Annotated in this window: 24 protein-coding genes; 12 read left to right on the top strand and 12 right to left on the bottom strand. The window is 62.6% G+C overall.

What is annotated here, in order from left to right; translation table 11 throughout:
• Window positions 1-379: 379 nt before the first annotated feature.
• From BM416_RS03745 to BM416_RS03730, 4 genes are read right to left on the bottom strand one after another with little or no spacing between them, the layout of a single operon-like run.
• Window positions 380-1,735, bottom strand: coding sequence for a 4Fe-4S binding protein (locus BM416_RS03745; protein WP_092485522.1), 1,356 nt, complete (start codon window positions 1,733-1,735; stop codon window positions 380-382).
• Window positions 1,732-2,571, bottom strand: coding sequence for an FTR1 family iron permease (locus tag BM416_RS03740; protein ID WP_092485519.1), 840 nt, complete (start codon window positions 2,569-2,571; stop codon window positions 1,732-1,734). The genes BM416_RS03745 and BM416_RS03740 overlap by 4 nt, the downstream gene beginning before the upstream one ends.
• Before the next feature lie 9 nt (window positions 2,572-2,580).
• Window positions 2,581-2,904: a cupredoxin domain-containing protein gene (locus BM416_RS03735; RefSeq protein ID WP_092485516.1), complete on the bottom strand. Its 324-nt coding sequence runs from the start codon at window positions 2,902-2,904 to the stop codon at window positions 2,581-2,583.
• The gene (locus tag BM416_RS03730) at window positions 2,904-3,434 is read right to left on the bottom strand and encodes an iron transporter (protein ID WP_092485513.1); all 531 of its coding nucleotides are present in this window, start codon (window positions 3,432-3,434) and stop codon (window positions 2,904-2,906) included. The genes BM416_RS03735 and BM416_RS03730 overlap by 1 nt, the downstream gene beginning before the upstream one ends.
• Window positions 3,435-3,612: 178 nt before the next feature.
• On the opposite strand from BM416_RS03730, the gene BM416_RS03725 reads away from it, so the two are divergent.
• A complete protein-coding gene (locus BM416_RS03725) occupies window positions 3,613-3,822 on the top strand; it encodes a DUF3079 domain-containing protein (RefSeq protein WP_092485510.1) in 210 nt (69 codons plus the stop codon).
• Here the strand turns inward: BM416_RS03725 and BM416_RS03720 are convergent.
• Window positions 3,811-4,089: a hypothetical protein gene (locus BM416_RS03720; RefSeq protein ID WP_092485507.1), complete on the bottom strand. Its 279-nt coding sequence runs from the start codon at window positions 4,087-4,089 to the stop codon at window positions 3,811-3,813. The two genes, BM416_RS03725 and BM416_RS03720, sit on opposite strands and share 12 nt — an antisense overlap.
• A 68-nt stretch (window positions 4,090-4,157) precedes the next feature.
• On the bottom strand, window positions 4,158-4,634 hold the full coding sequence (locus tag BM416_RS03715) for a hemerythrin domain-containing protein (RefSeq protein WP_027607159.1): 477 nt from the start codon (window positions 4,632-4,634) through the stop codon (window positions 4,158-4,160).
• Between the two features lie 256 nt (window positions 4,635-4,890).
• Between BM416_RS03715 and BM416_RS03710 the strand changes: the two genes are divergently transcribed.
• A complete protein-coding gene (locus BM416_RS03710; protein WP_027607158.1) occupies window positions 4,891-5,097 on the top strand; it encodes a PLD nuclease N-terminal domain-containing protein in 207 nt (68 codons plus the stop codon).
• A gap of 61 nt (window positions 5,098-5,158) precedes the next feature.
• Here the strand turns inward: BM416_RS03710 and BM416_RS03705 are convergent, their stop codons facing one another.
• Together BM416_RS03705 and BM416_RS03700 are read right to left on the bottom strand one after the other, a co-directional pair.
• On the bottom strand, window positions 5,159-5,719 hold the full coding sequence (locus BM416_RS03705) for a type 1 glutamine amidotransferase domain-containing protein (RefSeq protein WP_092485504.1): 561 nt from the start codon (window positions 5,717-5,719) through the stop codon (window positions 5,159-5,161).
• Window positions 5,720-5,749: 30 nt separating this feature from the next.
• On the bottom strand, window positions 5,750-6,253 hold the full coding sequence (locus tag BM416_RS03700) for a DUF4142 domain-containing protein (protein WP_065927205.1): 504 nt from the start codon (window positions 6,251-6,253) through the stop codon (window positions 5,750-5,752).
• A 186-nt stretch (window positions 6,254-6,439) separates the two neighbouring features.
• Here BM416_RS03700 and BM416_RS03695 point away from each other — a divergent pair, with 186 nt between their 5' ends.
• Window positions 6,440-6,652 carry a hypothetical protein gene (locus tag BM416_RS03695; protein WP_092485501.1) on the top strand — a complete coding sequence of 71 codons (213 nt, stop codon included), beginning with the start codon at window positions 6,440-6,442 and terminating at the stop codon, window positions 6,650-6,652.
• Between the two features lie 2 nt (window positions 6,653-6,654).
• The gene (locus tag BM416_RS03690) at window positions 6,655-7,089 is read left to right on the top strand and encodes a DNA methylase (protein WP_092485498.1); all 435 of its coding nucleotides are present in this window, start codon (window positions 6,655-6,657) and stop codon (window positions 7,087-7,089) included.
• A 244-nt stretch (window positions 7,090-7,333) separates the two neighbouring features.
• Here BM416_RS03690 and BM416_RS03685 read toward each other — a convergent pair whose 3' ends face one another.
• Entirely contained in the window at window positions 7,334-8,119 is a 786-nt protein-coding gene (locus BM416_RS03685) for a DeoR/GlpR family DNA-binding transcription regulator (protein ID WP_092485495.1), read from the bottom strand.
• A 121-nt stretch (window positions 8,120-8,240) separates the two neighbouring features.
• On the opposite strand from BM416_RS03685, the gene BM416_RS03680 reads away from it, so the two are divergent.
• Window positions 8,241-9,398, top strand: a complete 1,158-nt coding sequence (locus BM416_RS03680) for an alpha-hydroxy acid oxidase (protein WP_092485492.1) — start codon at window positions 8,241-8,243, stop codon at window positions 9,396-9,398.
• Between the two features lie 195 nt (window positions 9,399-9,593).
• On the opposite strand, the gene BM416_RS03675 is transcribed toward BM416_RS03680, so the two are convergent.
• Window positions 9,594-10,520 carry an alpha/beta hydrolase gene (locus BM416_RS03675; protein ID WP_092485489.1) on the bottom strand — a complete coding sequence of 309 codons (927 nt, stop codon included), beginning with the start codon at window positions 10,518-10,520 and terminating at the stop codon, window positions 9,594-9,596.
• 164 nt (window positions 10,521-10,684) lie between these two features.
• Between BM416_RS03675 and BM416_RS03670 the strand changes: the two genes are divergently transcribed.
• From BM416_RS03670 to BM416_RS03650, 5 genes are all read left to right on the top strand, one after another.
• A complete protein-coding gene (locus tag BM416_RS03670; RefSeq protein WP_092485623.1) occupies window positions 10,685-11,272 on the top strand; it encodes an NUDIX domain-containing protein in 588 nt (195 codons plus the stop codon).
• 106 nt (window positions 11,273-11,378) lie between these two features.
• A complete protein-coding gene (locus BM416_RS03665) occupies window positions 11,379-11,969 on the top strand; it encodes an antibiotic biosynthesis monooxygenase (protein ID WP_027607151.1) in 591 nt (196 codons plus the stop codon).
• A complete protein-coding gene (locus tag BM416_RS03660; protein WP_092485486.1) occupies window positions 11,966-13,804 on the top strand; it encodes an amidohydrolase in 1,839 nt (612 codons plus the stop codon). Before BM416_RS03665 ends, BM416_RS03660 begins: the two co-directional genes overlap by 4 nt.
• A gap of 27 nt (window positions 13,805-13,831) precedes the next feature.
• Window positions 13,832-14,449 (top strand): isochorismate family cysteine hydrolase YcaC, encoded by a 618-nt coding sequence (gene ycaC, locus BM416_RS03655; RefSeq protein WP_092485483.1) that lies wholly within the window; start codon window positions 13,832-13,834, stop codon window positions 14,447-14,449.
• A gap of 197 nt (window positions 14,450-14,646) precedes the next feature.
• A complete protein-coding gene (locus BM416_RS03650; protein ID WP_092485480.1) occupies window positions 14,647-15,528 on the top strand; it encodes a LysR family transcriptional regulator in 882 nt (293 codons plus the stop codon).
• Here BM416_RS03650 and BM416_RS03645 read toward each other — a convergent pair.
• Window positions 15,515-16,552: an AraC family transcriptional regulator gene (locus BM416_RS03645; protein WP_092485477.1), complete on the bottom strand. Its 1,038-nt coding sequence runs from the start codon at window positions 16,550-16,552 to the stop codon at window positions 15,515-15,517. The genes BM416_RS03650 and BM416_RS03645 overlap by 14 nt on opposite strands.
• Before the next feature lies 1 nt (window position 16,553).
• Entirely contained in the window at window positions 16,554-17,468 is a 915-nt protein-coding gene (locus tag BM416_RS03640) for a GGDEF domain-containing protein (RefSeq protein WP_065941920.1), read from the bottom strand.
• A 418-nt stretch (window positions 17,469-17,886) separates the two neighbouring features.
• Here BM416_RS03640 and BM416_RS03635 point away from each other — a divergent pair, with 418 nt between their 5' ends.
• Both BM416_RS03635 and BM416_RS03630 read left to right on the top strand, forming a co-directional pair.
• Window positions 17,887-20,400: a TonB-dependent receptor gene (locus tag BM416_RS03635; protein ID WP_092485474.1), complete on the top strand. Its 2,514-nt coding sequence runs from the start codon at window positions 17,887-17,889 to the stop codon at window positions 20,398-20,400.
• Window positions 20,401-20,446: 46 nt separating this feature from the next.
• On the top strand, window positions 20,447-22,312 hold the full coding sequence (locus BM416_RS03630; protein WP_092485471.1) for a phytase: 1,866 nt from the start codon (window positions 20,447-20,449) through the stop codon (window positions 22,310-22,312).
• The last annotated feature ends 2 nt before the right edge of the window (window positions 22,313-22,314 follow it).

The following is a 22,314-nucleotide window of genomic DNA, read 5'->3' as shown; positions in this document are numbered from 1 at the left end:
CACGCTGGCCGAACGCAGGCTTGAATCCGTGGGTAACCCGGCAGGACGCCGGGTTAGCCGTCCTGGGCCAAGGATGGCCCATGACGGCGGCCCACGGATTCAAGCCTTCGTTCGGGCATACCGAGCCTAGGCGAGGTACCGAGTGGTGGGGCAAGAGCCCTTTGGTTACTTTGGGCTGGGCCGGCATTCCGGCTCTTTTCCAAAGTGACCCGCTGTAAGAGCGGAACCCTAAGCAGCCGTGACCGCAACAATGGATATGTACTCATTCCAACCCCAACGACATGGTCGGCCCGAAGGCCGCCACGGGAGCAAGCGCCCGCGCCACAGATACCCATGCTCATCGGGGGCAAGCCCCCTCCCACATTTGGATCGGTGTGCATCAGCCAGCCCACCCCCAGAACTGCAACCACCAGCCATAGCCCACCAGCCCATTACTCAGCAGTACGCACAACCATCCGAGGCAACGGCGCCGGGTTCCAAGCCCCTGGAGCTGTCGCCACCCCAACCACAAGCACCAGCCAATCGCGGCGCTCAGCATCAGTGCACGAGCCGGTTGGACCCACGCCAATGCCAACCCTTCATAGCGCAACAACTTCACCGTCGTCGCCGACAGCCCCAGGAACAGCCCTGCACCACCCAGGGGCGTGAGTGTCAGCGCCAGGGACCGAAACAGTGCGCGATCGCCGGCCACAGACGCGGCCAGGCGCAGCAGCAGCCGGCAGCCACCGCCGAGCAGCAGTGCGCTGCCACCCAGGTACAGCACGATGCACAGGCCATCGAGCCAGCTGAAGCTGTCGTTGAGTGGCGGGTAGTGGGTGAGCAGCCACCAGGGCGCGTTGTCTTGCAGCAGCCATAGCCAGTCGCGGCTCACCAACCATTCGGCGAGTGTCTGTTTCAGCGCGATAAACCACGGGCTGACGGTCCATTGGAACGCGCCCATTGCCAATCCGATCACGCCAAACAGCAGCAGGCGCGCATCCCACGCCGAGCCGGGTTGAAGCGGCGCCTGGAGAATTTCCTGGTTGCAGGAGCGGGCGATCAGTTGCACCGCGCCGCGTTGCCCGCTGCAACGGCCACAGGCGTGGCAGTCGCTGGCGCCTTGCAGGCGGCGAATGTCCAGGAGTGGCGCGCAGTTGGGCAGGGGCAGGCGCGGGGCGTGGTTGGCTTTCCAGCGTTGTTCATCCACGGCGAAATGCACCGGCGCCAGGCGAGCGAGCAGGGCGAACACGCCGCTGACCGGGCACAGGTAACGGCACCACACGCGCTTGCCGCGCACGAACAACAGGCCGACCAGCACCGCCGCCAATGTCGAGCCGCCGAGGATCAGCAACGCTGCCTGGGCATAGTCGTACACGCTGATCAACTGGCCGTAGAGCGTGGTGAGGCAAAAGCCCAGGGTCGGCCAGCCGCCCCAACGCAGCCAGCGCGGTATGCCGAGGCCACGCCCGTGCTGGCTGGCCCACTCGCTCAGCGAACCCTCCGGGCACAGCACGCCGCACCACAGGCGCCCGAACAGCACCATCGACAGCAACACGAACGGCCACCAGATCCCCCAGAAGATAAATTGCGCCAGCAGCGTCAGGTTGTTCACCATGCGCGCCTGGCTATCCGGCAACGGCAGCGCGGCGGGCAGTACCAGCAGCACGGCATACGCCAGCACCACCGCCCATTGCATGGCACGGATCAGCCGGGCATGGCGGCGCATGCCATCGCCCAGTTGCTGCAGCCAGCTCATGCCGCGCGCCGTGAGCGACGCAGGCCGTTGCCCACCCATAGCCAGTAGCCGAGCAGCACCAGGACGGTGATAAGGCTGGGGGCCGCGCGGTAGCCGGCAAAGTCGGCCAGCAGTGCGCCGAGGCCATGGCTGTCACTGAGCAGTGCACTGCTGTCCCAGCGGCTGTCACCGAAGGCGGCGTAGACCCACTCGGGCATGTCCATGCCCAGCAGTTGCCCACTGATACGGTCCACTGCCGCGATCAGCAAGGCCCCGCCAAGCAACAACAGCAGCGCCTCGCTGAGGGCGAAAAACAGTGACCAGGAGATAAAGCGCCGACTGCCGCGCAACAGCAGGACCGTGAGCCCCGCCAGTGCCAGGCCGAGCAGGCCGCCGACGGCGAACAGGCCTTGCGCCTCATCGTGCAGGCGCGCCCCGGCGCCATACAAAAACACCACGGTTTCACTGCCTTCGCGGCTCACCGCCAGCAGCGCCAGTAACAGCACGCCCCAGCCGCCCTGGCGCGCCAGGCGCTCGTCGGCCTCGCGTACCAGGCTGTGTTTGAGCGTGGCCGCGTTGCGGTGCATCCAGAACACCATCTGCACCATCAAGCCGCTGGCCAACAGGGTCAGCGCCGCTTGCAGCCACTCGCCCTGTGGGCCGGTCATGGCGTCGCCGGCCCACAGCATCAAACCGGCCAGCCCGGCCGAACACAGCAACCCCAGCAGCACCCCGGCCCAGAGGAAGCGGGCCAGTTGCGCATGGCCGGCCTGGCGGCTGATCCAGGCCTGCAGGATACCGATCACCAGCAGGGCCTCGACGCTTTCACGCCAGACAATAAACATCGATTGATTCATCAACGGCTCCTATTCGGCGAGGATGCTGCCTTCGGGCAACTGTGGGTTGAACTCGTCGAAGAACGGGTACAACCCCGGCTTGAGCGGGTGGATCACCACAAAGGTGGTCACCCCCGCAGACAACACCTTCTCGACCCGCAACGGCGTGCTTTCGAATTCGGCCGGGCCTTGGCCGATGTTCTTGAGCACGATCTTGAAACGCTCATCGGCCTTGACCACCAGTTGTGGCGGGTCGAAGTGACCGTCCTCCAGGCTCAACGCATAGGTGGGCAACGGCGCCGCCACTGCCGCGCCGCTTAGCAGCAGGCCGCCGAGCAACAGGGCGCGGCGCATCAATAGCCGCCTTTTTTGCCGATGCCGGCGTAGACGAATTCGTAGTGCACGTCGCAGCGTTCGAACCACGGGGCGACCCCGGTTTCCTTGTCGGTATGACGGCCCAGGGAGTGGTGGCCGGCAGGCGGCAATACGCTGAAGGTGAGGGTGTATTTGCCGGGGCCTTGCAGCTTGACGTTATCGCCGTAGTGCGGCCCGTCGTTGGCGACCATGGCGTGGAAGTCGCCGCTGATGGGGGTGTCGCTATCTTGTTTCTTCAGGGTGAAAGACAGGTTGAGGTAGGGCACGAAACTGCCTTCCTGAAAGCCTTGGGCGTTGTCCGTCGTGGCGCGTACATCGGCCTCCAGATGCACATCGGAATCGGCCGTGGCGCGCATCATGCCGGCGGGTGCCATCTCGATCGGTTGCAGGTACACCGCGCCGATTTCCAGGCCGGAGCAGTGTTGCGGTTCGCCGATGGGGTACTCCTTGGCAACTGCCACGGTGGTACTCAGCAACAGGGCAAGGCACAGCAAAGAAGAGGTACGCATGGAGGCTTCCTGACGGGTGAGGGAGAGAACCCGAGTCTAGGAAGGTCAGCAGTAAATAATAATGATTCTTGTCAAGTTCCGAGGATATTTCATCTTGGTCAGGCTTGATGCCGGTCAAGGTTGTACAGGCTGGATGGCGGTAGGTTGCAGGGAGTGTTCGTCGCCAGGGAGTCGACTCATGGCCAAGCCTTTCCCGCTGCACCCCAAGCATCCCGAACGTATCTGTTGGGGCTGTGATCGCTACTGTGCCGCCACCGACCTGGCTTGCGGCAATGGCGCCGACCGCACCATGCACCCGGCGGAGATGCTCGGTGATGACTGGTACGAGCATGGCGACTGGGGGCTAGGGCCCGAGCCGCCGGTGGCGGATGAACCGTCAGCTGCCTGAGCGGGGTTTTTCCTTGCCGTCTTTAGGGGTGTCAGCCGGCCTGGCGGGTTTGCTCGGCGGTTTGGCGGTATCCTTGGTTTTTTTGTCGCTGTCCGAGGGGCTGCTGGGGTAAGTCCCCGGTGGCAGGGCGGAGCCGGCGGCGCTGTCGCCACTCAAGGCGTTGGCGGCAGGTTCCGGGTTATCGCCAAAGGCGGCGAGGGCGGGGCCGGTGAGCAGGGCTGACAGGCCGACGATAAGCACAATCCGTTGGGACGATCTGGTCTTCATGACGCTATCCCCTATCGTGTAGATGTATCAGGAGCCTGGATGAATTCCAGGCTCCGGTCCTGCCTCGATCAAGCCGCCATCGGCTTGCTCGATTGCGACTTTTTATGCGCCGCTTTCATGGCTTCCATTTCGGCGCCCAACTCTTCAAGCAATGCCTTGCCCAGCAGCTTTTTGGCCTGGGGGAACATCTCGGTTTCCTCTTCTTCGATATGGTGCTCCAGCAGTTCCTTGACCACTTTGACGCGGCCGGAAAACTCGGTGGTCGACGGTTCGGTCTGCTTCAGGTCGGGCAGCACCAGGGCGTCGACGGTGCGGTGCTCTTCCTTGGCTTCGTGGTACATGATGTCCTGTTCCTTGCCGCCGGCCTTTCTGAACGCCGGGTAGAGGATTTCTTCTTCCAGCCTGGTGTGCAGGCTGATTTCCGCTTCCAGCTTGGCCAGTAGCTCGGTGCGCTTTTTCACCCCGCGTTCGGTGGACTCACTCAATTGAGTCAACAGGGCCTTTACGCGTTCGTGGTCGGCTTTGAGCAGGTCAATGGCATTCATCGGTGACACCTCACGGGAAACTCAGGGCGCGTCGATATGCACGCCTCGTCCAGTGCAGTGGTGCATCAGGCGTACCAACTTGAGCGATTTTAAATTGGCCTTTCAATTCAATTGGTTGAAGAGGATTGCAGAGAGCGCCTGTCGTGCAGGTTGCATGGTCGGCCTGGGGGCACGTTGCATTCCACCACCCAGGAAAATTTAAATGAACCCTCGCGGCCGATACTTGAACTAACGCATACGACCTAGGAGGTGAAGCATGGAAATTCAATATATCTGGATTGCGTTGGCGGTGATTCTGCTGCTGTTGGAGTTGTGGGCGATCAATATCGTATTGCGCAGCACCAGTGGCTGGGAGACCAAGGGCTTATGGCTGGTGATCCTGATCTTCGTACCGCTGGTGGGTCTGATTGCGTGGGCTATGTTCGGGCCCAAGCGGGAGATGCCGGAGCAGCGTAAAAGCTGAGTGGCAGGGGTAAAGCAAAACAGGCGCCGAAAGGCGCCTGTTTGCGTTCAACGTTGGCGGTTCAACCAGCGACAGCCTGGGCAATCGCCTCGTTGAAAGCAGGCAGATCGTCCGGTGTACGCGAGGTGATCAAGGTCCAGCCATTGGCCTGGCATTGCTTGACTTCGGTATCGACCCACCCGGCCGCGCCAGCGTTTTCCAGGTCGATGCGCACGCTTTTATACGAGGTCAGGGTCTTGCCCTTGATCACGCCGGCGTCGATCAGCGTCCATGGGCCGTGGCAGATCGCCGCGATGGTTTTACCGGCGTCGGCGAAGTCCTTGATCAGGCGCAGCGCCGCCGCGTCCTGGCGCAGGGTATCGGCATTGACGGTACCGCCAGGGATCACAAGGGCGTCAAAGTCGCTGCTGGCCACGTCCGACAGCTGCACGTCGGATTCCACGGTTTTGTCCTTCTCGGTGTCGCCGACAAAGGTCTGGGTGGAGCCGCCTTTGCTGGACGCGTGGGTCACCGTGGCGCCATAGCCGCGCAGTGCTTCCAGGGGCTTGAGCAGTTCATCGCGCTCGATGCCGGTGTTGGAGGTGATGACCAGAATCTTCTTGCCGTTGAGTTGCGAACTCATGATCGAATGTCTCCTTGAGTCAGGAATGAATTAATGGTCGTGCTTGGCTTGCAGCTCCTTGGCCATTTTCAAATGGGCTTCAAGGGTTGGCAGCGTCTTGGTGGCGAAGGCTTTCAGCTCGGCATTGTCCGAAGAAGCGGCTTCCTTCTTGAACAGCTCGACGGTTTTTTCATGGGCGTCGACCTGGTTGTTGGCGTAGGCCTTGTCAAATGATTCGTCGCGCAGTTCCAGGATGGCTTTCTTGGCCTTGTCAGTCAGGGCCGCGTCATCCGGCACTTCGATGTCGAGTTTTTTTGCCAGGGCCATCAGTTCCTGATTGGCCTTGGTATGGTCGGTGACCATGTGCTGGGCAAACGTCTTCACGTCGGCCGAGCTGCTTTTTTCGAGGGCCAGTTTACCGGCTTCCACCTCGGTGATACCGCCTTGGGCTGCGTCATCGACGAAGCTGTTGGAGGTGGCGGCCATGGCGTTGGATATTGCGCCGGCAACCAGTACGAAAGTCAGGCCCATTTGTTTCATCAGCAGAGTGGTCATGATGGAGCTCCTTGAAAGTGGCGGGATGCCGTTACCTGACTGTTGAGCCAAGGCCGGGGCAAAAGGTTTAAATTTTTTTGTTCCTGTTTGTCCGCGGCAATTTCCTTGAACTATCGACATTCACAGGCCTCTGCTGCGTAAGTGCCCGCCGCTTTCGCGAGCCTTCAACTGCCAGGAGATTTCACTGTGACTGCCGATAAAACCCCAGACCCGATCAGTTCCGAACAGGCGCAAAAAGGTACTGATAAAGCCGCCAAGGGCCAGACGCTGGAACGCCCGAATCCCAGCACCGAAACCGTCGACAAAGTGCTGACACCCACCTCGATCAAGGCCACCGAACGCCAGGCCGACGCCATCAATGAGCAGGCGAACAAGGCCGAGCGCAAGCTGGGGCACTGAGCATGGCCAAGGCTATTTCAGCGGCTGAACTGGGCATCGATCTCAAGCCTGGGGATGATGCCAGCCTGTTCAAATGGCTTGTCGCCAGCTTCCTGATGGGCAAGCGCATCCAGGCGCCGATTGCGGCCCAGGCCTACAAGGTGATCGTTGAAAAAGAGGGGCGCGATACGGCGCGCAAGCTGCAACATTGCACCTCCAAGGAATTGGTGGCGATGTTGGGGCGTGCCCACTACGTGCGGTACGACGAAAGCACCGCGCAGCGCCTGCTGGACCTGAGTGCCAAGCTGAACGCCGAGTACGCCGGCAAGATCAGCCACATCCGCAGTGCCAGCGAAAACCGCCAGGCGTTCGAACAGCGCCTGGGTGAATTTGACGGCGTGGGGCCCAAGACCATCGAGATTTTCATGCGCGATGCGGCCAAGGTGCTGTCGTGGTGAGCAGGCTTGTTGGGGCTAGCGAGCTTGCTGTGGTGAGCAAGCTTTTTTGGGGTGAGTGAGCTTGCTGTGGTGAGCGGGCTTGCCCCGCGCTGGGCTGCGAAGCAGCCCTAAAACCAGTCACCGCGTTCAGGCAGGCAGGATAATGGCGGTGGCCTTATGAGGGGCCGCTACGCGCCCCCGCGCGGGGCAAGCCCGCTCACCACAACAAAGCCTGCCAGCCACACCGCTATTTGATGCCCTGTACCTACTCGACCTCCACCCGCAACACCTCCAACCCTAACTGCTCATACGCCTCCACACTCGGCACATGCCACTCGGTGATCAGCGTGTGGATACGGCTGCACGGCGCCACCACAAACGGTTCCACCGCACCGAGTTTGTCGGCCATGGTCACCGCCACCACATGGGAGGCGCTGTCGAGCAGGGCCTGCTTGACCGCGACTTCATCAAAATGCAGCGAGCTGATGCCCACTTGCGGATGCAGTGCGCACACCCCGGTAAACAGCAGGTCGGCCTTGATGCCCTGGATCAGGCGCACCGCCTCGTGACCGCTGGTGGACAAGGTGGCCGGGTTGAGTTGGCCACCGGCAAGTATCACCTTCACATCGCGATGGTCGGCCAGGGCGATGGCGATCATCGGTGACGGCGTGACCACCGTGAGGCGGATCGAGTGCGGTAATGATTGGGCGATCTGCAAGGTGGTGGAGCCGGAATCGAACAGTACGATCTGGCCGTCTTCCACGCGCTCGGCGGCGAGCTGCGCGAGTTGACGCTTGGCTTCATTGGTTTCGCCGACGCGGGTGAAGAAGTCCTTGCCGGTGTCCTTGGGCCGGGGCAGGGCGCCACCGTGCACGCGCTGCAACAGGCCGGCGGCGGCGAGTTCGCCGAGGTCGCGGCGGATGGTGTCCTGGGACACGGCGAAGTGGTCCACCAGCTCCGAGGCAGTGACTTTGCCGTCGCGTTCCAGCAGTAACAGGATCTTTTGTTTGCGCAGGGACGGCAGGTCCATGGCGTGATGGGTGTTGTGCATGTTTGTGCGCTTTTTTGCGGGTTTGTGCGAGATTAGTCTGCGATCGATATAAACGCAATGGCTGGTTGCCCACCTGTGGGGCGGTTACTCTCTGTGCTCAGTTCAGGGAGAGGTGACCTAGATGTCGTTGATTACAACCATCGAAGATTTACGCAAGCTGGCGCAAAAGCGGGTGCCACGGATGTTCTACGATTACGCCGATTCCGGGTCCTGGACTGAAAGCACCTACCGCGCCAATGAAAGCGATTTTGCCCGGATCAAATTCCGCCAGCGCGTGGCGCGCAATATCGATGAACGTTCGATCCGCGCCACCATGCTCGGCCAGGACATGGCCATGCCCGTTGCCTTGGCCCCCACCGGTCTGGCGGGCATGCAGCATGCCGATGGCGAGATCCTTACCGCCCGCGCCGCCGCCGCGTTTGGCCTGCGCTACACCTTGTCGACCATGAGTATCTGTTCGTTGGAGGACATCGCCGAACAAGTCGGCAAGCCGTTCTGGTTCCAGCTGTATGTGATGCGCGACCGTGGTTTTGTCGAGCAATTGATCGAACGTGCCAAGGCGGCCGGCGTGGACGCACTGGTGCTGACCCTGGACCTGCAGATCCTCGGGCAACGCCACAAGGATTTGATCAACGGCCTGTCGGCACCGCCCAGGCTGACCTTGCCGAACCTCCTCAACATGGCCACCAGGCCGCGCTGGGTGATGGGCATGCTCGGTACCCGGCGGCGTGGCTTCGGCAATATCGTCGGGCATGTGAAGGGTGTGGCGGACATGGGTTCGCTGTCATCGTGGACCGCTCAGCAATTCGACCCGCGCCTGAGCTGGGACGATGTGGAATGGATCAAGCAGTGCTGGGGCGGCAAGCTGATCATCAAGGGCATCCTCGATGTGGAAGACGCGCGCCTGGCTGCCAATTCCGGCGCCGATGCACTGGTGGTGAGCAACCACGGTGGCCGCCAGTTGGATGGTGCACCGTCGAGCATCAGCCAACTGCCGGCGATTGTCGACGCGGTGGGCGAGCGCATTGAGGTGTGGCTGGATGGCGGCATTCGCTCCGGCCAGGACGTGCTCAAGGCGATGGCACTCGGCGCCAAGGGCACCATGATCGGTCGCCCGCATTTGTATGGTCTGGGCGCGATGGGCGAAGCAGGGGTGACCAAGGCGCTCGAGATCATCGCCCGTGAATTGGACGTGTCGATGGCGCTGTGTGGCTATAACGATATACGCGATGTGAATCGCGAGATTCTGCTGCCGGGTACATTTCCAGAAACCGTTTAATCAGCAAAAAAATCGTAAAAAAATAAAAAGAGTTGTCCACGAAAACCGTGGGTATCTCTGTGGATAACTTTGCGAACGCCCGGCAGGGTTGGCGATTTAACCAAAGGTTAATATTTGATCAACTGCCGGCGAGGGCCAGTATGGGCAGGGTTTGCGCTTGACAGCCAAGCGCGAATCCAGTGCCGAAAAACGGATTTATGACTCGTTGTCACGGCCGGTTGCGTGGGTGACAGCCTGGGCGGGCATCTTCGCTTGCATCAGATTGTCGAGTGCCTGGCGATAGCTGCGACCGGCCAGGCTCATGCTGTTGTTGTGGCTGGCACCCGGCACCAATAAGAGGCGTTTAGGTTGCCGGGCCGCTTCAAATAGTTGCTCGCTGAAACGCGGCGGCACATAGCGATCATCCAGGCCATGCACCACCAGCAATGGCATATGGATATCGGCGATCTTGTCGATGGAGTCGAACTTCTGCGACAGCAACCAACGCACCGGCAGCGAGGTATTGGCCACCGCCGCGGCCACATCGGCCAGGGAGGTGAAGGTGGACTCGATCACCAGCCCACGTACCGGCAGCGGCGTTTGCTTGCCCAGTTCGGCGGCCAGGTCGATGGCTACCGCGCCGCCGAGTGAGTGCCCGTAGATCAGGCGCTTGCCGGGGTCCGGTTGCAGTACCTGGAAGCGTTCCCAGGCGATGCGCGCGTCTTCATAGACCGTGGTTTCCGAGGGCAGCTCGCCGTGGCTCTGGCCGAAACCGCGATAGTCGATGGCCAGTACCGAGTAACCCAGGGCGTGCAACTGCTCGATGCGAAACAGCTGCCCGGTGAGGTTCCAGCGTACGCCGTGCAAGTAGAGGATCGCCGGTGCGTCCTTGTTGGCTGCCGGGTACCACCAGCCATGAATGTTCTGCCCCGATTTGAAACTGGCGGGCTTGAGTTCGAATTCCTGCACCGCCTTGGGCAAGCCGCTGTACCAACTGGCGGTGCCGGGTTCGATGCGAAACACCAGCTCGCGCTCCTTGTGTTGCAGCACCGCGCAGCCCACGGGCAGGCCGACGATCAACAGTGCCATGCACAGCAGGGGAAACCAGCGCAGGCTCAGGCGCGATAGAAAACGAAAGGGCATGGAGATTCCTGGGCAAAGGTGAAGCTGGGGTTTTACCAGATGGCCTGCACAGGCAGGTATAAATTCGACGGCCGTCCACGGCGATTGCTTGCAAAGTGTTACAGCATTTGACGCCATTGATGCCGGCGCGACATGCTCGTGCTCTTTTGAGCAAAGGCCTGACCATGGACAACAGCCCCGTTCGCATCACCGCCGAAGAAACCCTCTCGGACAACTGGTACCTGCTGAAAAAATACAGCTTCGACCTGCGTCGCCGCGACGGCAGTTGGCAAGCCCAGGCCCGCGAGGTGTATGACCGCGGCAATGGCGCGACCATCCTGCTGTACAACCGTGAGCAACGCACCGTGTTGCTGATTCGCCAGTTCCGCATGCCCACCTTCGTCAATGACTACCACGGCTATCTGATTGAAGCGGCGGCGGGGTTGCTGGACAACGCCAGCCCCGAAGAGCGCATTCGCCTGGAGGCCGAGGAAGAGACCGGCTACCGCGTCGGCCATGTAGAGAAGATCTATGCGGCGTTCATGAGCCCGGGGTCGGTCACCGAGCGGATTCACTTTTTTCTCGGCGAGTACCAGCCGGGGGACCGGGTCGGCCATGGCGGCGGCCTGGAAGAGGAGGGCGAGGACATCGAGGTGCTGGAGCTGGGTTTCGAGCAGGCACTGGCCATGGTGCAGAGCGGCGAGATCGCCGACGGCAAGACCATCATGCTGTTGCAGCACCTGGAGTTGCGCATGCTGAAAGAAGGCTGGTGAGCCCTTTCCAGCCGTCCCCCTCAAACAGCACGTACATGCAATTTTCCTGACGCTGTCCTCGGCAAACTCCCCTCATCGCTGACATTTCAAGGCAGAGGGGCATCCCATGGACCCAGCACCACAGACAGGGCCCGACGAAGTCGTCACCCTGGTCGTCAAACACCTGATCAAGGCCGGCCGCGAAGCCGACTACGAAGCCTGGCTACGCCGCACCGTGCGCATCGCCGGCGAGCGTCCCGGCCACCTCGGTGTCGACGTGGTGCGCAGCAAACAGAACGGCCTGACGCTGTTCACCTGCGTATTGCGCTACCGCTCCACCGATGACCTGGAAACCTGGCTCAATTCCCCCGAGCGCAACACCCTGATCGCCGAAGCCACGCCGATGCTGGCCGACGGCGACAAGACCGAAATCGGTGCGCTCAACGAGTTCTGGTTCACGCCCCTGGCCGACAGCGCCGCCAAGCCGCCGCGCTGGAAGCAGGCGGTGGTGACCCTGTGCGTGATCCTGCCGCTGACCCTGCTGGTGCCGATCGTGTGGGCCCCGATCCTCGGCCTGCACCCGTTTCTCTCCAACTACGTGGTCGCGACCTTCCTGGTCACCGTGACCATCGTCCTGCTGGTGGTCTACCTGCTGATGCCGGCCGCCACCCGCCTGTTCGCTCCCTGGCTTGAAGCCTCTGTAAAGGAAACCCTATGAACGCCGATCTGATTCTGTTCAATGGCCAGTTCCACACCGTGGACCGTGAAAACCCGCGGGCAACCGCCGTCGCCATCCGCGAGGGGCGCTTTGTTGCCGTCGGCACCGATGGCGAGGCCATGGCCCTGCGTGGCAGCGGCACCCAGGTCATCGACCTCAAGGGCCGCACCGTGATCCCTGGCCTCAATGACTCGCACCTGCACCTGATCCGTGGCGGGCTGAACTACAACCTCGAGCTGCGCTGGGAAGGTGTGCCGTCCCTGGCCGATGCCCTGCGCATGCTCAAGGAGCAGGCCGACCGAACCCCGACGCCGCAATGGGTGCGGGTGGTGGGTGGCTGGAACGAATTCCAGTTCGCCGAAAAACGCATGCCGACCCTGGAAGAACTCAACCAGGCCGCACCGGATACCCCGGTGTTCGTGCTGCACCTGTATGACCGCGCCTTGCTCAACCGCGCCGCCCTGCGCGTGGCCGGCTACACCAAGGACACGCCGAACCCGCCGGGCGGCGAGATCGTGCGCGACAGCCACGGCAACCCCACCGGCATGCTGGTGGCGCGACCTAACGCGATGATCCTCTACTCGACTCTGGCCAAAGGCCCGAAACTGCCGCTGGAATACCAGGTCAACTCTACCCGCCAGTTCATGCGTGAACTCAACCGTCTCGGCCTGACCAGCGCCATCGATGCCGGCGGTGGTTTCCAGAACTACCCCGATGACTACGCGGTGATCGAACAACTGGCCAAGGATGAGCAACTGACGGTGCGCATCGCCTACAACCTGTTCACCCAGAAGCCCAAGGAAGAACTCAGCGACTTCAAGAACTGGACCGGCAGCGTCACCCTGCACCAGGGCGATGACTACCTGCGCCACAACGGCGCCGGTGAAATGTTGGTGTTCTCGGCGGCGGACTTTGAAGACTTCCTCGAACCCCGTCCCGACCTGCCGCTGACCATGGAGCAGGAGCTGGAACCGGTGGTGCGCCATCTGGTGGAGCAGCGCTGGCCGTTCCGCTTGCATGCCACCTATGACGAGTCCATCTCGCGCATGCTTGATGTGTTCGAGAAGGTCAACCGCGACATCCCGTTCAATGGCTTGCCGTGGTTCTTCGACCATGCCGAAACCATCACCCCGAAGAATATCGAGCGGGTCCGCGCCCTCGGTGGCGGTATCGCGATCCAGGACCGCATGGCGTTCCAGGGCGAATATTTTGTCGAGCGCTACGGCGCCAAGGCCGCCGAAGCCACGCCACCGATCAAGCGCATGCTGGCCGAAGGCGTGCCGGTGGGGGCGGGCACCGATGCCACGCGAGTCTCGAGCTACAACCCGTGGACTTCGCTGTACTGGATGGTCAGCGGCCGCACCGTCGGTGGCCTGGAGCTGCACGCCGAAGGCCTGTCGCGCCTGACCGCGCTGGAACTGTTCACCCATGGCAGCGCCTGGTTCTCGTCCGAGCAGGGCAAGAAAGGCCAGATCAAGGTCGGCCAACTGGCGGATGTGGCGGCGCTGTCGGCGGACTTTTTCAGCGTCGATGAAGAAGCCATCAAGTGGATCGAATCGGTGCTCACCGTGGTCGGCGGCAAGGTGGTCTACGGCGCCGGCGACTTCGAAGACTTTGCACCTCCACGCGTACCGGTGCTGCCGGACTGGTCGCCGGTGGTCAAGGTGCCGGGGCACTGGCGTCCGAGTTCGCCTGTGCAGGCTCAAGTACACCAATGCAGCGGCCCGTGCGGCGTGCATTCCCACAGCCACGAAAAAGCGCGCCTTTCCAGCGTGCCGGTCAGCGACTTCCAGGGTTTCTGGGGGGCGTTTGGCTGCTCGTGCTTTGCGTTCTGATACCTAAACCCACAAAGGAGTTAACCCATGACTTACAAGCGCTTGAACAAAGATGACGCCGTAGTGCTGTTGGTGGATCACCAGACCGGCCTGATCTCCCTGGTGCAGGATTTCTCCCCCAACGAATTCAAGAACAACGTACTGGCCCTGGCCGATGTGGCGAAGTTCTTCAACCTGCCGACCATCCTGACCACCAGTTTTGAAGGCGGTCCCAACGGCCCACTGGTGCCGGAACTCAAGGCACTGTTCCCGGACGCGCCGTACATCGCCCGTCCTGGCCAGATCAACGCCTGGGACAACGAAGATTTCGTCAGGGCGGTCAAGGCTACCGGTCGCAAGCAGATCATCATTGCCGGCGTGGTGACGGATGTGTGCGTAGCGTTCCCGACCCTGTGCGCCCTCGACGAAGGCTTCGAGGTGTTCGTGGTCACCGACGCCTCCGGCACCTTCAACGAAACTGTGCAACAAGCCGCCTGGGCCCGTATGACCGCCGCCGGTGCGCAGCTGGTGAACTGGTTCGCCGTGGCCTGCGAGCTGCAAGTGGACTGGCGCAACGACATGGAAGGCCTGGCCAACCTGCTGTCGCCGCGCATTCCCAACTACCGCAACCTGATGAACAGCTACTCGGCGTTCACTGCCAAGTAACCGGTTTTCAAGCCTGTAGGTAATCAATGTGGGAGGGGGCTTGCCCCCGATAGCGGTGTGTCAGTCTCAGTATTGTTGACTGATGCACCGCTATCGGGGGCAAGCCCCCTCCCACATTTGATTGTGTTCCCACATTAGGTTTGTGGTGTGCCCATGAACCCGCTATAAATCAGCCCATCGTCTACCGAGAAGCGACAATGAACCCCTTCGAAGACATGCGCCTGTTCTGCCAGGTCATGGAATCCGGCAGCTTCACCGCCGCCGCCGAACAATTGGGCCTGTCCAAGCAATTCGTCAGCCGCCGCCTGATCCAGCTGGAAGATCGCCTCGGCGTGCGCCTGCTCAACCGCTCCACGCGCCGCCTGGATGTCACGCCCCTGGGCCAGAGTTACTACGAGTCCGCCTTGCGCCTGCTCGGTGAAGTCGAGCAAGTGGAGCAGGGCATCGCCGGCCAGAACAGCGAGCCGCGCGGTACCATTCGCCTGAGTGCGCCGTTGTCGTTCGCCATGGCGCACCTGGGTTGCCTGTTGCCGGTGTTCTTGCAGCGCCATCCCCAGGTGTCGGTGGAAGTTGACCTCAGCGACCGCCCGGTGGACCTCATCGGTGAGGGCTATGACCTGGTGCTGCGCATCGGCACCCTGGAAGATTCCACCCTCATCGCTCGCCGTATCGCCAGCATCGAGCGTGTGTATTGCGCCAGCCCCGAGTACCTGGCACTGCGCGGTACGCCGCTTAAACCCGAAGACCTCGCCGAACACGACTGCCTGCCCTACGGCCATGGCCGCCAGGTGCAATGGCGCTTCAAAGGCAAGCTGCAAGCACTGAATGTCACCGGCCGTATGCGCGTGAATAACGGCGAGTTGCTGCGCGATACCGCCGTCGCCGGCCTGGGCGTCACCTACCTGCCGACCTTTATCGTCGGCGACGCGTTGAAGGACGGCCGGCTGGTCACGCTCCTCGATGATTTTTCCCCCGAAGCCCTGACCCTGTCGGCGGTGTACCCCCAGCACCGGCAAAGCTCACGGCCGGTGCAGGCGCTGGTGGAGTTTCTGCGCGAACGCCTGGCTAGCGGCTGTTGAACAGCTGGCGGATCAGGTTCGGGGTGCTGCCGGTCCAGCGCTTGAATGAGCGCCGGAAATTCGCCGCATCGTTGAAGTTCAGGTACGCCGCCACCTCATCATTGCTGTAGCCCTTGACCTGGTACAGGTGCAACGCCACCTGCTTGCGCACCCGGTCCACCTGCTGTTGAAAACCGGTGTCGTGCTTGTGCAACTTGCGCTTGAGGGTCGCCGGGCTCATGGCGAAGGCGTGGGCCGCCTGTTCCAGGCTGGGCGGCTGGCGTACCTGGTCACGCAGGTACTCGTAGAGGCAGTCGAGAAAGCTGCCGGCAAAGCCCAGCTGCTCGATCTGCTCGCGGGCTTGGCGGCGCGCCACCTGGCCGGCCGTGGCCGAGGCGCCCGGCCAGGTGCGGGTGAGGTATTCGCGCGGGATCGTCATCATGTCCAGCGGGCGCTCGAAGCGCGTGTCTTCGCCCAGGTGCACCCAATATTGTTCGATATAACGCGGTTCGGCATGGCTGAAACTGCACGTCCACGGCAGGCGCTCGCCGCTGAGCCATTGGCTCATGGCAACCAGCGAGGTCATGCTGGCTTCCAGCAGGAAACGCCAGTGCTCGCCGGCGCCGCAACTGTCCAGCCAGTACAGGTAGGCGTGGTGCTCATCCACCTCCAGTTGCAGGCTGGCCAACGGGCTGAGCAGCACCTGTTGCTGGATCAGGATCTCCAGGGCCTGGTGCAGGTTCTGCGCATGCCCAAGGGCGTGGCTGGCGGCACCGTAATAGCCCGGTAGCAGGCGCTGGCCAAACAGGAAACTGCTGTCGTCGGCGTCCAGTAACTTGCGGCTGTTGCCGATCAAGCCGAAAAACTGCTGCGGGCTCAGGTGCGCGGTGCCGGCCAGGATGTCCTCGTGAAACAGCCCGGTGCCGCGCAGCAGGCGATGGCTGTCGATGTCCCGGGACAAGGCCAGGTCGATCAGCGTGGCGGGTTGGTAATGCCCTGGGATAAAGCGGCTGTCGGCTTCATACCAGCTGGTTTTCACGGCCATCTCAGGCACTTTTCGCAAGGGGTTGCTTGGCCCTGGCCAAGGCCAGGTTCAGGCGCTTGAGCAAGTCCTGGGGCGGTTCTTCAAGGGCCATGACCACGGCGGTGGTCGCCGCCAGTTGCAGGCGTTCGCCCTGTTGCCGGGTCTTGTGGGCCAGGCCGCGCACCGCTTGCTGCAACTCCAGCGCCAGCTCCTTGGCCTGGCGTTCGCCGGTGTTGGGCAGCAGTACCACAAAACGGTCGCCGGCCAGGCGGCACACCAGGTCCTGGCGGCGCAGGTTGAGCAGCAGCAAATGGCTGAGGGCCTGCAACACCGCGTCGCCTTCGGCATGCCCGTAGGCCTGGTTGATGGCGGCGAAGTTGTCCAGGTCCAGGGCCAGCAGCGACAGCGGTTGTTGTTGCTCGCGGCTGTCCTGCAGGCTGTCGGCCAGCTGGCGCTTGAGGTAATCGGCGCCGGCCAGCGGCGTGAGTTTGTCGAACAACCGATGCTCACGGAACAAGCGCTCGCGCTTTTCCATCTGCGCGCTGATCGCCAGTTGTTCGCGGTGCCAGTGGTAGATGCCGATGGTCAGCAGGATCATGCCCACCGGCATCGGCCCGGACTCGAGCCAATGGTCCCAGGTGATGCTGTCGGGCAGGCGGATAAATTCGTCGAGGCTGTCGATCCACCAGGAAAAAAAGATGCATGACAGGCCCAGCGCCAGGTAATTGGTGACGCGCCCGGCGGGGCGGCTCTTGAGCACCAGGCCCAGCCACACCAGGGCGAGCAGGGCGGAACCGCCTTCGCCGAAGATATCCAGCCATACCCATTCGCTGACGCTTTTCAACTCGCCACAGGCCAGGTGCAGGATCAGCCCGAGGTTGGCGGCGATCAGCAGCAACGAGAGTTTCCAGCGGTGGGGCTTGAGCACGGAAAACATGGCCGCGGGTCCTTGGGCAAATGAGTGGTGGGCGCCAGCACAGCAGATGGATGTGACCGTTGGATGACGGTGGAGGAGGGTCGAATCAGCTCAGCTCAAACACACTGGCGATCAAAAAATGTGGGAGGAGGCTTGCTGTGGTGAGCGGGCTTGCCCCGCGCCGGTCTGCGAAGCAGGCCCCCCCGTATCCTCAGTGAACCCGTCGGGGGACAAGCCCCTTCACCACAGCAAGTCCCCCTCCCACATTCGATCTACTGAGGTCATTTCAGCTCATTTCAAACCGGAAATCGGCTAAACCCCCCGGTTTATGGGCCTGCCACAGACCTGCTGTCACAGAACCGTCATCCCCCACCCCTAGCTTGCCCTCCCAGTTGCCGGGCCCCTTGCCTGGCGCCAACGGATTCTTGGGGAGGATTGCATGTACAAGCGCACCGGGCTCGTCAGCTTTACGCTTACCGCCTTGGCCCTGGCGATGGCCAGTGAACGGTTGAGCGCCGCCGAAGCGAGCGCCACCGAGCACGTCGAGGTGGTCGGCCAGGCGGCCGCCATCGACCAGGCGCTCAAGGAGCAACGCAGCGCCGACAGCATCAAGAGCGTGGTGCATGCCGACGGCGTGGCCCAGTTGCCGGATCAGAACGTCGCCGAAGCGGCGCAGCGCCTGCCGGGCATCAGTGTCGAGCGCGACCAGGGCGAAGGGCGTTTTGTCAGCGTGCGCGGCCTGGGCCCGGACCTCAACAGCGTAACCATCAACGGCACCCTGGTGCCCGCCCCGGAAAGCGCGCGCCGCGCCGTGGCCCTCGATGTGCTGCCCTCGGAACTGGTGCAGTCGCTGTCGGTGATCAAGACCCTCACCCCGGATATGGACGCCAATTCCCTCGGCGGCACCGTCGATGTGCAAAGCCTCTCGGCCTTCGACCATAAAGGTTTGTTCTACACCGGCAGCAGCGAAGCCAGCTACGACAAGAACACCCGCCAGACCAGCCCGAAATTCTCCGGCGCCGCCAGTAACCGTTTCAGCCTCGGCGACGGTATCGACAACTTCGGCGTCGCCGCGGCGCTGAGCTGGCAAAAACGCGACTTCGGCTCGGACAACGTCGAAACCGGCGGCGCCTGGGACTTCACCGACGGCGCCCGGCTCAACGAGTTCGAACAGCGCGACTACGACATCAGCCGCGAGCGTGCCGGCGGTGGCCTGAACTTCGACTACAAGCCCGACGACCTCAGCAGCTACTACCTGCGCACCCTCTACAGCCGCTACACCGACACCGAAACCCGCAACTCCACCAGCATCGAGTTTGCCGACCCCCAGGCCCCGGGCCAACTGGGCGATGCCGAGGGCAAGCGCAAGCTGAAAAACCGTGAGGAAACCCAGGAAATCCAATCCTATGTGTTCGGCGGCGAACGCATGCTCGGCCTGTGGACCTTAAGCGGCCAGGCCGGCTACAGCCAGTCCAGCGAAGACAGCCCGGCGCATATCGCCGGCGCCACCTTCGACGGCGGCGACTTTGCCAACAGCGGTTTCTACGACAAGGACAAACCCCGCCCGATCATCGGCAGCGGCTTCTACGACGCCAGCAACTTCAGCCTCGACAAGGTCGACTGGGAAAAACAGAACACCCAGGACACCGAGAAAAACCTGCGCCTGGACCTGGCCCGCGACTATGACCTGAGCGGCTATGCGTCCCAGGTCAAGTTCGGCGGCAAGGTCAGTCGCCGCAACAAGGACAACGACCTGGAAGCCTGGGTCTACGAAGACTTCGACACCCTCGGTTTCAGCGCCGACCAACTCAACCTCAGCCGGTTCCAGAAGGGCAGCGTCGACTATCGCTTGGGCAACTACGGCCCCGGCATCAGCCCCAGCGCCATCAAGCAGCTGATCGGCAGCCTCAACCCGGCGGATTTCTATGACGAGACCGAATCGCGGGTCAACGACTTCACCATCCGCGAGGACATCAACGCCGGCTACCTGATGAACACCCTCGACGTTGACGACTGGCGCTTTATCGCCGGGCTGCGCTACGAAGGCACCGAGTTCGAAGCCAAGGGCACCGGTGCCACCGATGGCGTGTTCACGCCCACCGAGACCCAGCGCCGCTATCACCATTGGCTGCCGGGCCTGCATGCGCGCTACAAGATCGACAAGAACACCCAGGTGCGCGCGGCCTGGACCAAGTCGGTGGTGCGCCCGACGTTCGGCCAGCTGGCGCCGGGTTTTGTGATCGACGATGACGAAGCCACCTTCGGCAACCCGGACCTCAAGCCCCTGGAATCGAGCAACCTTGACCTGGGTATCGAGCACTTCATGGGCCGCGCCGGCACCGTGTCGGCATTCGTGTTCTACAAGGACATCAAGAATTTCGTCTACAACACCGACCTCGCCGGCACCGGCGCCTGGACCAACTTCGCCGAGGCCCACACCTACGCCAACGGCGACAGCGCCAAGCTCTACGGCCTGGAGCTGGCCTACTCACAGAAGTTCGACTGGCTGCCCGCACCGTGGAACGGTTTGCTGATCGGCGCCAACAGCACCTTCAGCCGCTCCAGCGCCGATATCGAAGGCTTCGACGCCGCCAGCGGCACGGATCGCAAGCGCAACATCAGCCTGCCCAACCAGTCGGACACAGTCGGCAACCTGATGCTCGGCTGGGAGGACGACAAGCTCAGCCTGCGCCTGTCGGCCAACTACAAGTCGGCCTACCTGTATGAACTGGCCTCGATCAACGACAAGGCCCACGACCTGCACGTCGACGCGCAGACCTTCGTCGACTTCAGCGCGCGCTACTCGCTGACCAAGAACCTGAAGGTCAGCTTCGAGGCCCAGAACCTCACCGATGAGTCGTACTTCGTCTACACCGGCCACCGCAGCTACAACGGCCAATACGAAGAGTACGGCCCCACCTACAAAGTGGGCCTGACCTTCACTCATTTTTGAATTCAACACATTTGATCTCCATTGTTTTTGAAGGATTAGCTTGTCCATGAGAATTTCCAAGCTGTACCTGCTGATTGCCCTGGTCACCAGCGGCCATGCGTTCGCCGCCGACCTGGCGCTGACCCCGTGGGCACCCAGCCTGAAGGCCGAAGCCGTGGCCTTCCTGCCCAACGCCACCGAGCGCGTGGCCGCCAGCACCCGCGACGGCCTGCAACTGCTCGACAGCCAGGGCGCCGAGCTGGCGCATTTCAAGGGGAACTTCAGCAGCCTCGACACCCGCGCCGCAGGTGCCCAGGTGCTGGTCGCCAGCCTCGACAACCAGCGCCAACAGGCGTTGCTGATCAACCTGGACAGCACCAGCAAAAGCTGGGGCAAGCCGCTGTACCTGCCGACCCGCGACTACCCGGTAAATGGCCTGTGCCTGTACCGCGACGCCGCGGCCAACCTGTTTGTGTTCCTGGTGGGCGAAGAGGGCAAGGGCGAGCAATGGCTGGTGGGCAACGGCGCGACGCTGCTCACCGACCCCCAACGTGTACGAGGTCTGCCGCTGCCGCCGTCGGCACAGTTCTGCCAGGTGGACGATGCCACCCAGCAGTTGCTGGTGAATGAAGAGAATGTCGGCTGGTGGGCCTACCCGGCGCACCCGGAAGCCGAGGTGAAACGCACGCCGGTGGCGCTGTTCGACACTTCCAAGCGCGAAGCCGGGGCCATGGCGCTGGTACCCGGTGGCCTGGTTGCCCTGGACCCGAAGACCGCCCGGTTACACCTGTTCCAGCACACCGGCGAGCGCTGGGTGGAGCAATCGAGCCTGGGCCTGCCGGGTCTGAAAGAGCCGGAGCAATTGGCGCTCAATGGCCGCCAGTTGCTGGTGCGCGATGATGACAGCGGCACGCTCTACAAGGCCAGGCTCGACTGGCAGGCCACACCTGTCGCGGCGGCTGCGGTGCTGCCGGAAGTCGCGGCCTTGCGCCAGAGCGACCCGGTCGGCCGCCAGGGCGACGCGGCGGATGACCCGGCGATCTGGATTCACCCGCAAACCCCGGCCAACAGCCGTGTGCTTGGCACCAACAAGAAACAGGGCCTGCTCGCCTACGACCTCGACGGCAAGCTGTTGCAGGAACTGGCGGTGGGCCGCCTGAATAACGTCGACGTACGCCCCAACTTCAAGCTTGGCGCGCAAACGGTGGACCTGGCCGTGGCGAGCAATCGCGATCACAACAGCCTGAGCCTGTTCAGCATCGACCGCCGCAGCGGCGAGCTGCGTGAGGCCGGTGAAGTGCCCACGCCGCTCAAGGAAATCTATGGCATCTGCCTGTTCCAGCCCGCCAGCGGTGAGATCTACGCGATTGCCAATGGCAAGGACGGCACCTTCCTGCAATACCGCCTCAGCGCGCCGGACGGCCGTGTGCATGGCGAGCTGGTGCGCCAGTTCAAGGTCGACAGCCAACCCGAAGGCTGTGTAGCCGACGACCAGCGCCAGCGCCTGTTTATCGGTGAGGAAGACGTCGGCGTGTGGGCGGTGGATGCGCGCGCCGATCAACCGGCGACGTTGACCAGCGTGATCAAGGTCGGCGCGCAATTGCATGCGGATGTCGAGGGCCTGGCGCTGTACCAGAGCGATAAACATGACTACCTGGTGATCTCCAGCCAAGGCAATGACAGCTACCTGGTGGTGGATGCCGAACCGCCGTTTGCCGTGCACGGCGGCTTTCGCGTCGGCTTGAACGCCGCCGCCGGTATCGACGGTGCGTCGGAAACCGATGGCCTGGAAGTCACCGCCATCAACCTCGGCGGGCCATGGAGCCAAGGCATGCTGGTGGTGCAGGACGGGCGCAAGCGCATGCCCGAGCAGACCCAGAACTTCAAGTTCGTGCCCTGGGCCGAGGTCACCCGCGCATTGAAATTGCCGTGAAC

Origin of the sequence: Pseudomonas sp. NFACC42-2, assembly GCF_900116055.1 — a bacterium.
GTDB classification, from domain to species: Bacteria; Pseudomonadota; Gammaproteobacteria; order Pseudomonadales; family Pseudomonadaceae; genus Aquipseudomonas; species Aquipseudomonas marginalis.
The sequence above is the reverse complement of the archived record's forward strand: the minus strand, read 5'-3'. Positions and strand labels throughout refer to the sequence as shown.

Bases quoted from the DNA above. Each gene is read 5' to 3' on its own strand.
- BM416_RS03730 (WP_092485513.1), bottom strand. From the start codon at position 3,434: ATGCGTACCTCTTCTTTGCTGTGCCTTGCCCTGTTGCTGAGTACCACC.
- BM416_RS03690 (WP_092485498.1), top strand. From the start codon at position 6,655: ATGGCCAAGGCTATTTCAGCGGCTGAACTGGGCATCGATCTCAAGCCT.
- BM416_RS03735 (WP_092485516.1), bottom strand. From the start codon at position 2,904: ATGCGCCGCGCCCTGTTGCTCGGCGGCCTGCTGCTAAGCGGCGCGGCA.
- BM416_RS03630 (WP_092485471.1), top strand. From the start codon at position 20,447: ATGAGAATTTCCAAGCTGTACCTGCTGATTGCCCTGGTCACCAGCGGC.
- BM416_RS03640 (WP_065941920.1), bottom strand. From the start codon at position 17,468: ATGTTTTCCGTGCTCAAGCCCCACCGCTGGAAACTCTCGTTGCTGCTG.
- BM416_RS03645 (WP_092485477.1), bottom strand. From the start codon at position 16,552: ATGGCCGTGAAAACCAGCTGGTATGAAGCCGACAGCCGCTTTATCCCA.
- BM416_RS03660 (WP_092485486.1), top strand. From the start codon at position 11,966: ATGAACGCCGATCTGATTCTGTTCAATGGCCAGTTCCACACCGTGGAC.
- BM416_RS03740 (WP_092485519.1), bottom strand. From the start codon at position 2,571: ATGAATCAATCGATGTTTATTGTCTGGCGTGAAAGCGTCGAGGCCCTG.
- BM416_RS03650 (WP_092485480.1), top strand. From the start codon at position 14,647: ATGAACCCCTTCGAAGACATGCGCCTGTTCTGCCAGGTCATGGAATCC.
- BM416_RS03715 (WP_027607159.1), bottom strand. From the start codon at position 4,634: ATGAATGCCATTGACCTGCTCAAAGCCGACCACGAACGCGTAAAGGCC.
- ycaC (WP_092485483.1), top strand. From the start codon at position 13,832: ATGACTTACAAGCGCTTGAACAAAGATGACGCCGTAGTGCTGTTGGTG.
- BM416_RS03685 (WP_092485495.1), bottom strand. From the start codon at position 8,119: ATGCACAACACCCATCACGCCATGGACCTGCCGTCCCTGCGCAAACAA.
- BM416_RS03675 (WP_092485489.1), bottom strand. From the start codon at position 10,520: ATGCCCTTTCGTTTTCTATCGCGCCTGAGCCTGCGCTGGTTTCCCCTG.
- BM416_RS03710 (WP_027607158.1), top strand. From the start codon at position 4,891: ATGGAAATTCAATATATCTGGATTGCGTTGGCGGTGATTCTGCTGCTG.
- BM416_RS03720 (WP_092485507.1), bottom strand. From the start codon at position 4,089: ATGAAGACCAGATCGTCCCAACGGATTGTGCTTATCGTCGGCCTGTCA.
- BM416_RS03745 (WP_092485522.1), bottom strand. From the start codon at position 1,735: ATGAGCTGGCTGCAGCAACTGGGCGATGGCATGCGCCGCCATGCCCGG.
- BM416_RS03700 (WP_065927205.1), bottom strand. From the start codon at position 6,253: ATGACCACTCTGCTGATGAAACAAATGGGCCTGACTTTCGTACTGGTT.
- BM416_RS03635 (WP_092485474.1), top strand. From the start codon at position 17,887: ATGTACAAGCGCACCGGGCTCGTCAGCTTTACGCTTACCGCCTTGGCC.
- BM416_RS03705 (WP_092485504.1), bottom strand. From the start codon at position 5,719: ATGAGTTCGCAACTCAACGGCAAGAAGATTCTGGTCATCACCTCCAAC.
- BM416_RS03665 (WP_027607151.1), top strand. From the start codon at position 11,379: ATGGACCCAGCACCACAGACAGGGCCCGACGAAGTCGTCACCCTGGTC.
- BM416_RS03725 (WP_092485510.1), top strand. From the start codon at position 3,613: ATGGCCAAGCCTTTCCCGCTGCACCCCAAGCATCCCGAACGTATCTGT.
- BM416_RS03670 (WP_092485623.1), top strand. From the start codon at position 10,685: ATGGACAACAGCCCCGTTCGCATCACCGCCGAAGAAACCCTCTCGGAC.
- BM416_RS03680 (WP_092485492.1), top strand. From the start codon at position 8,241: ATGTCGTTGATTACAACCATCGAAGATTTACGCAAGCTGGCGCAAAAG.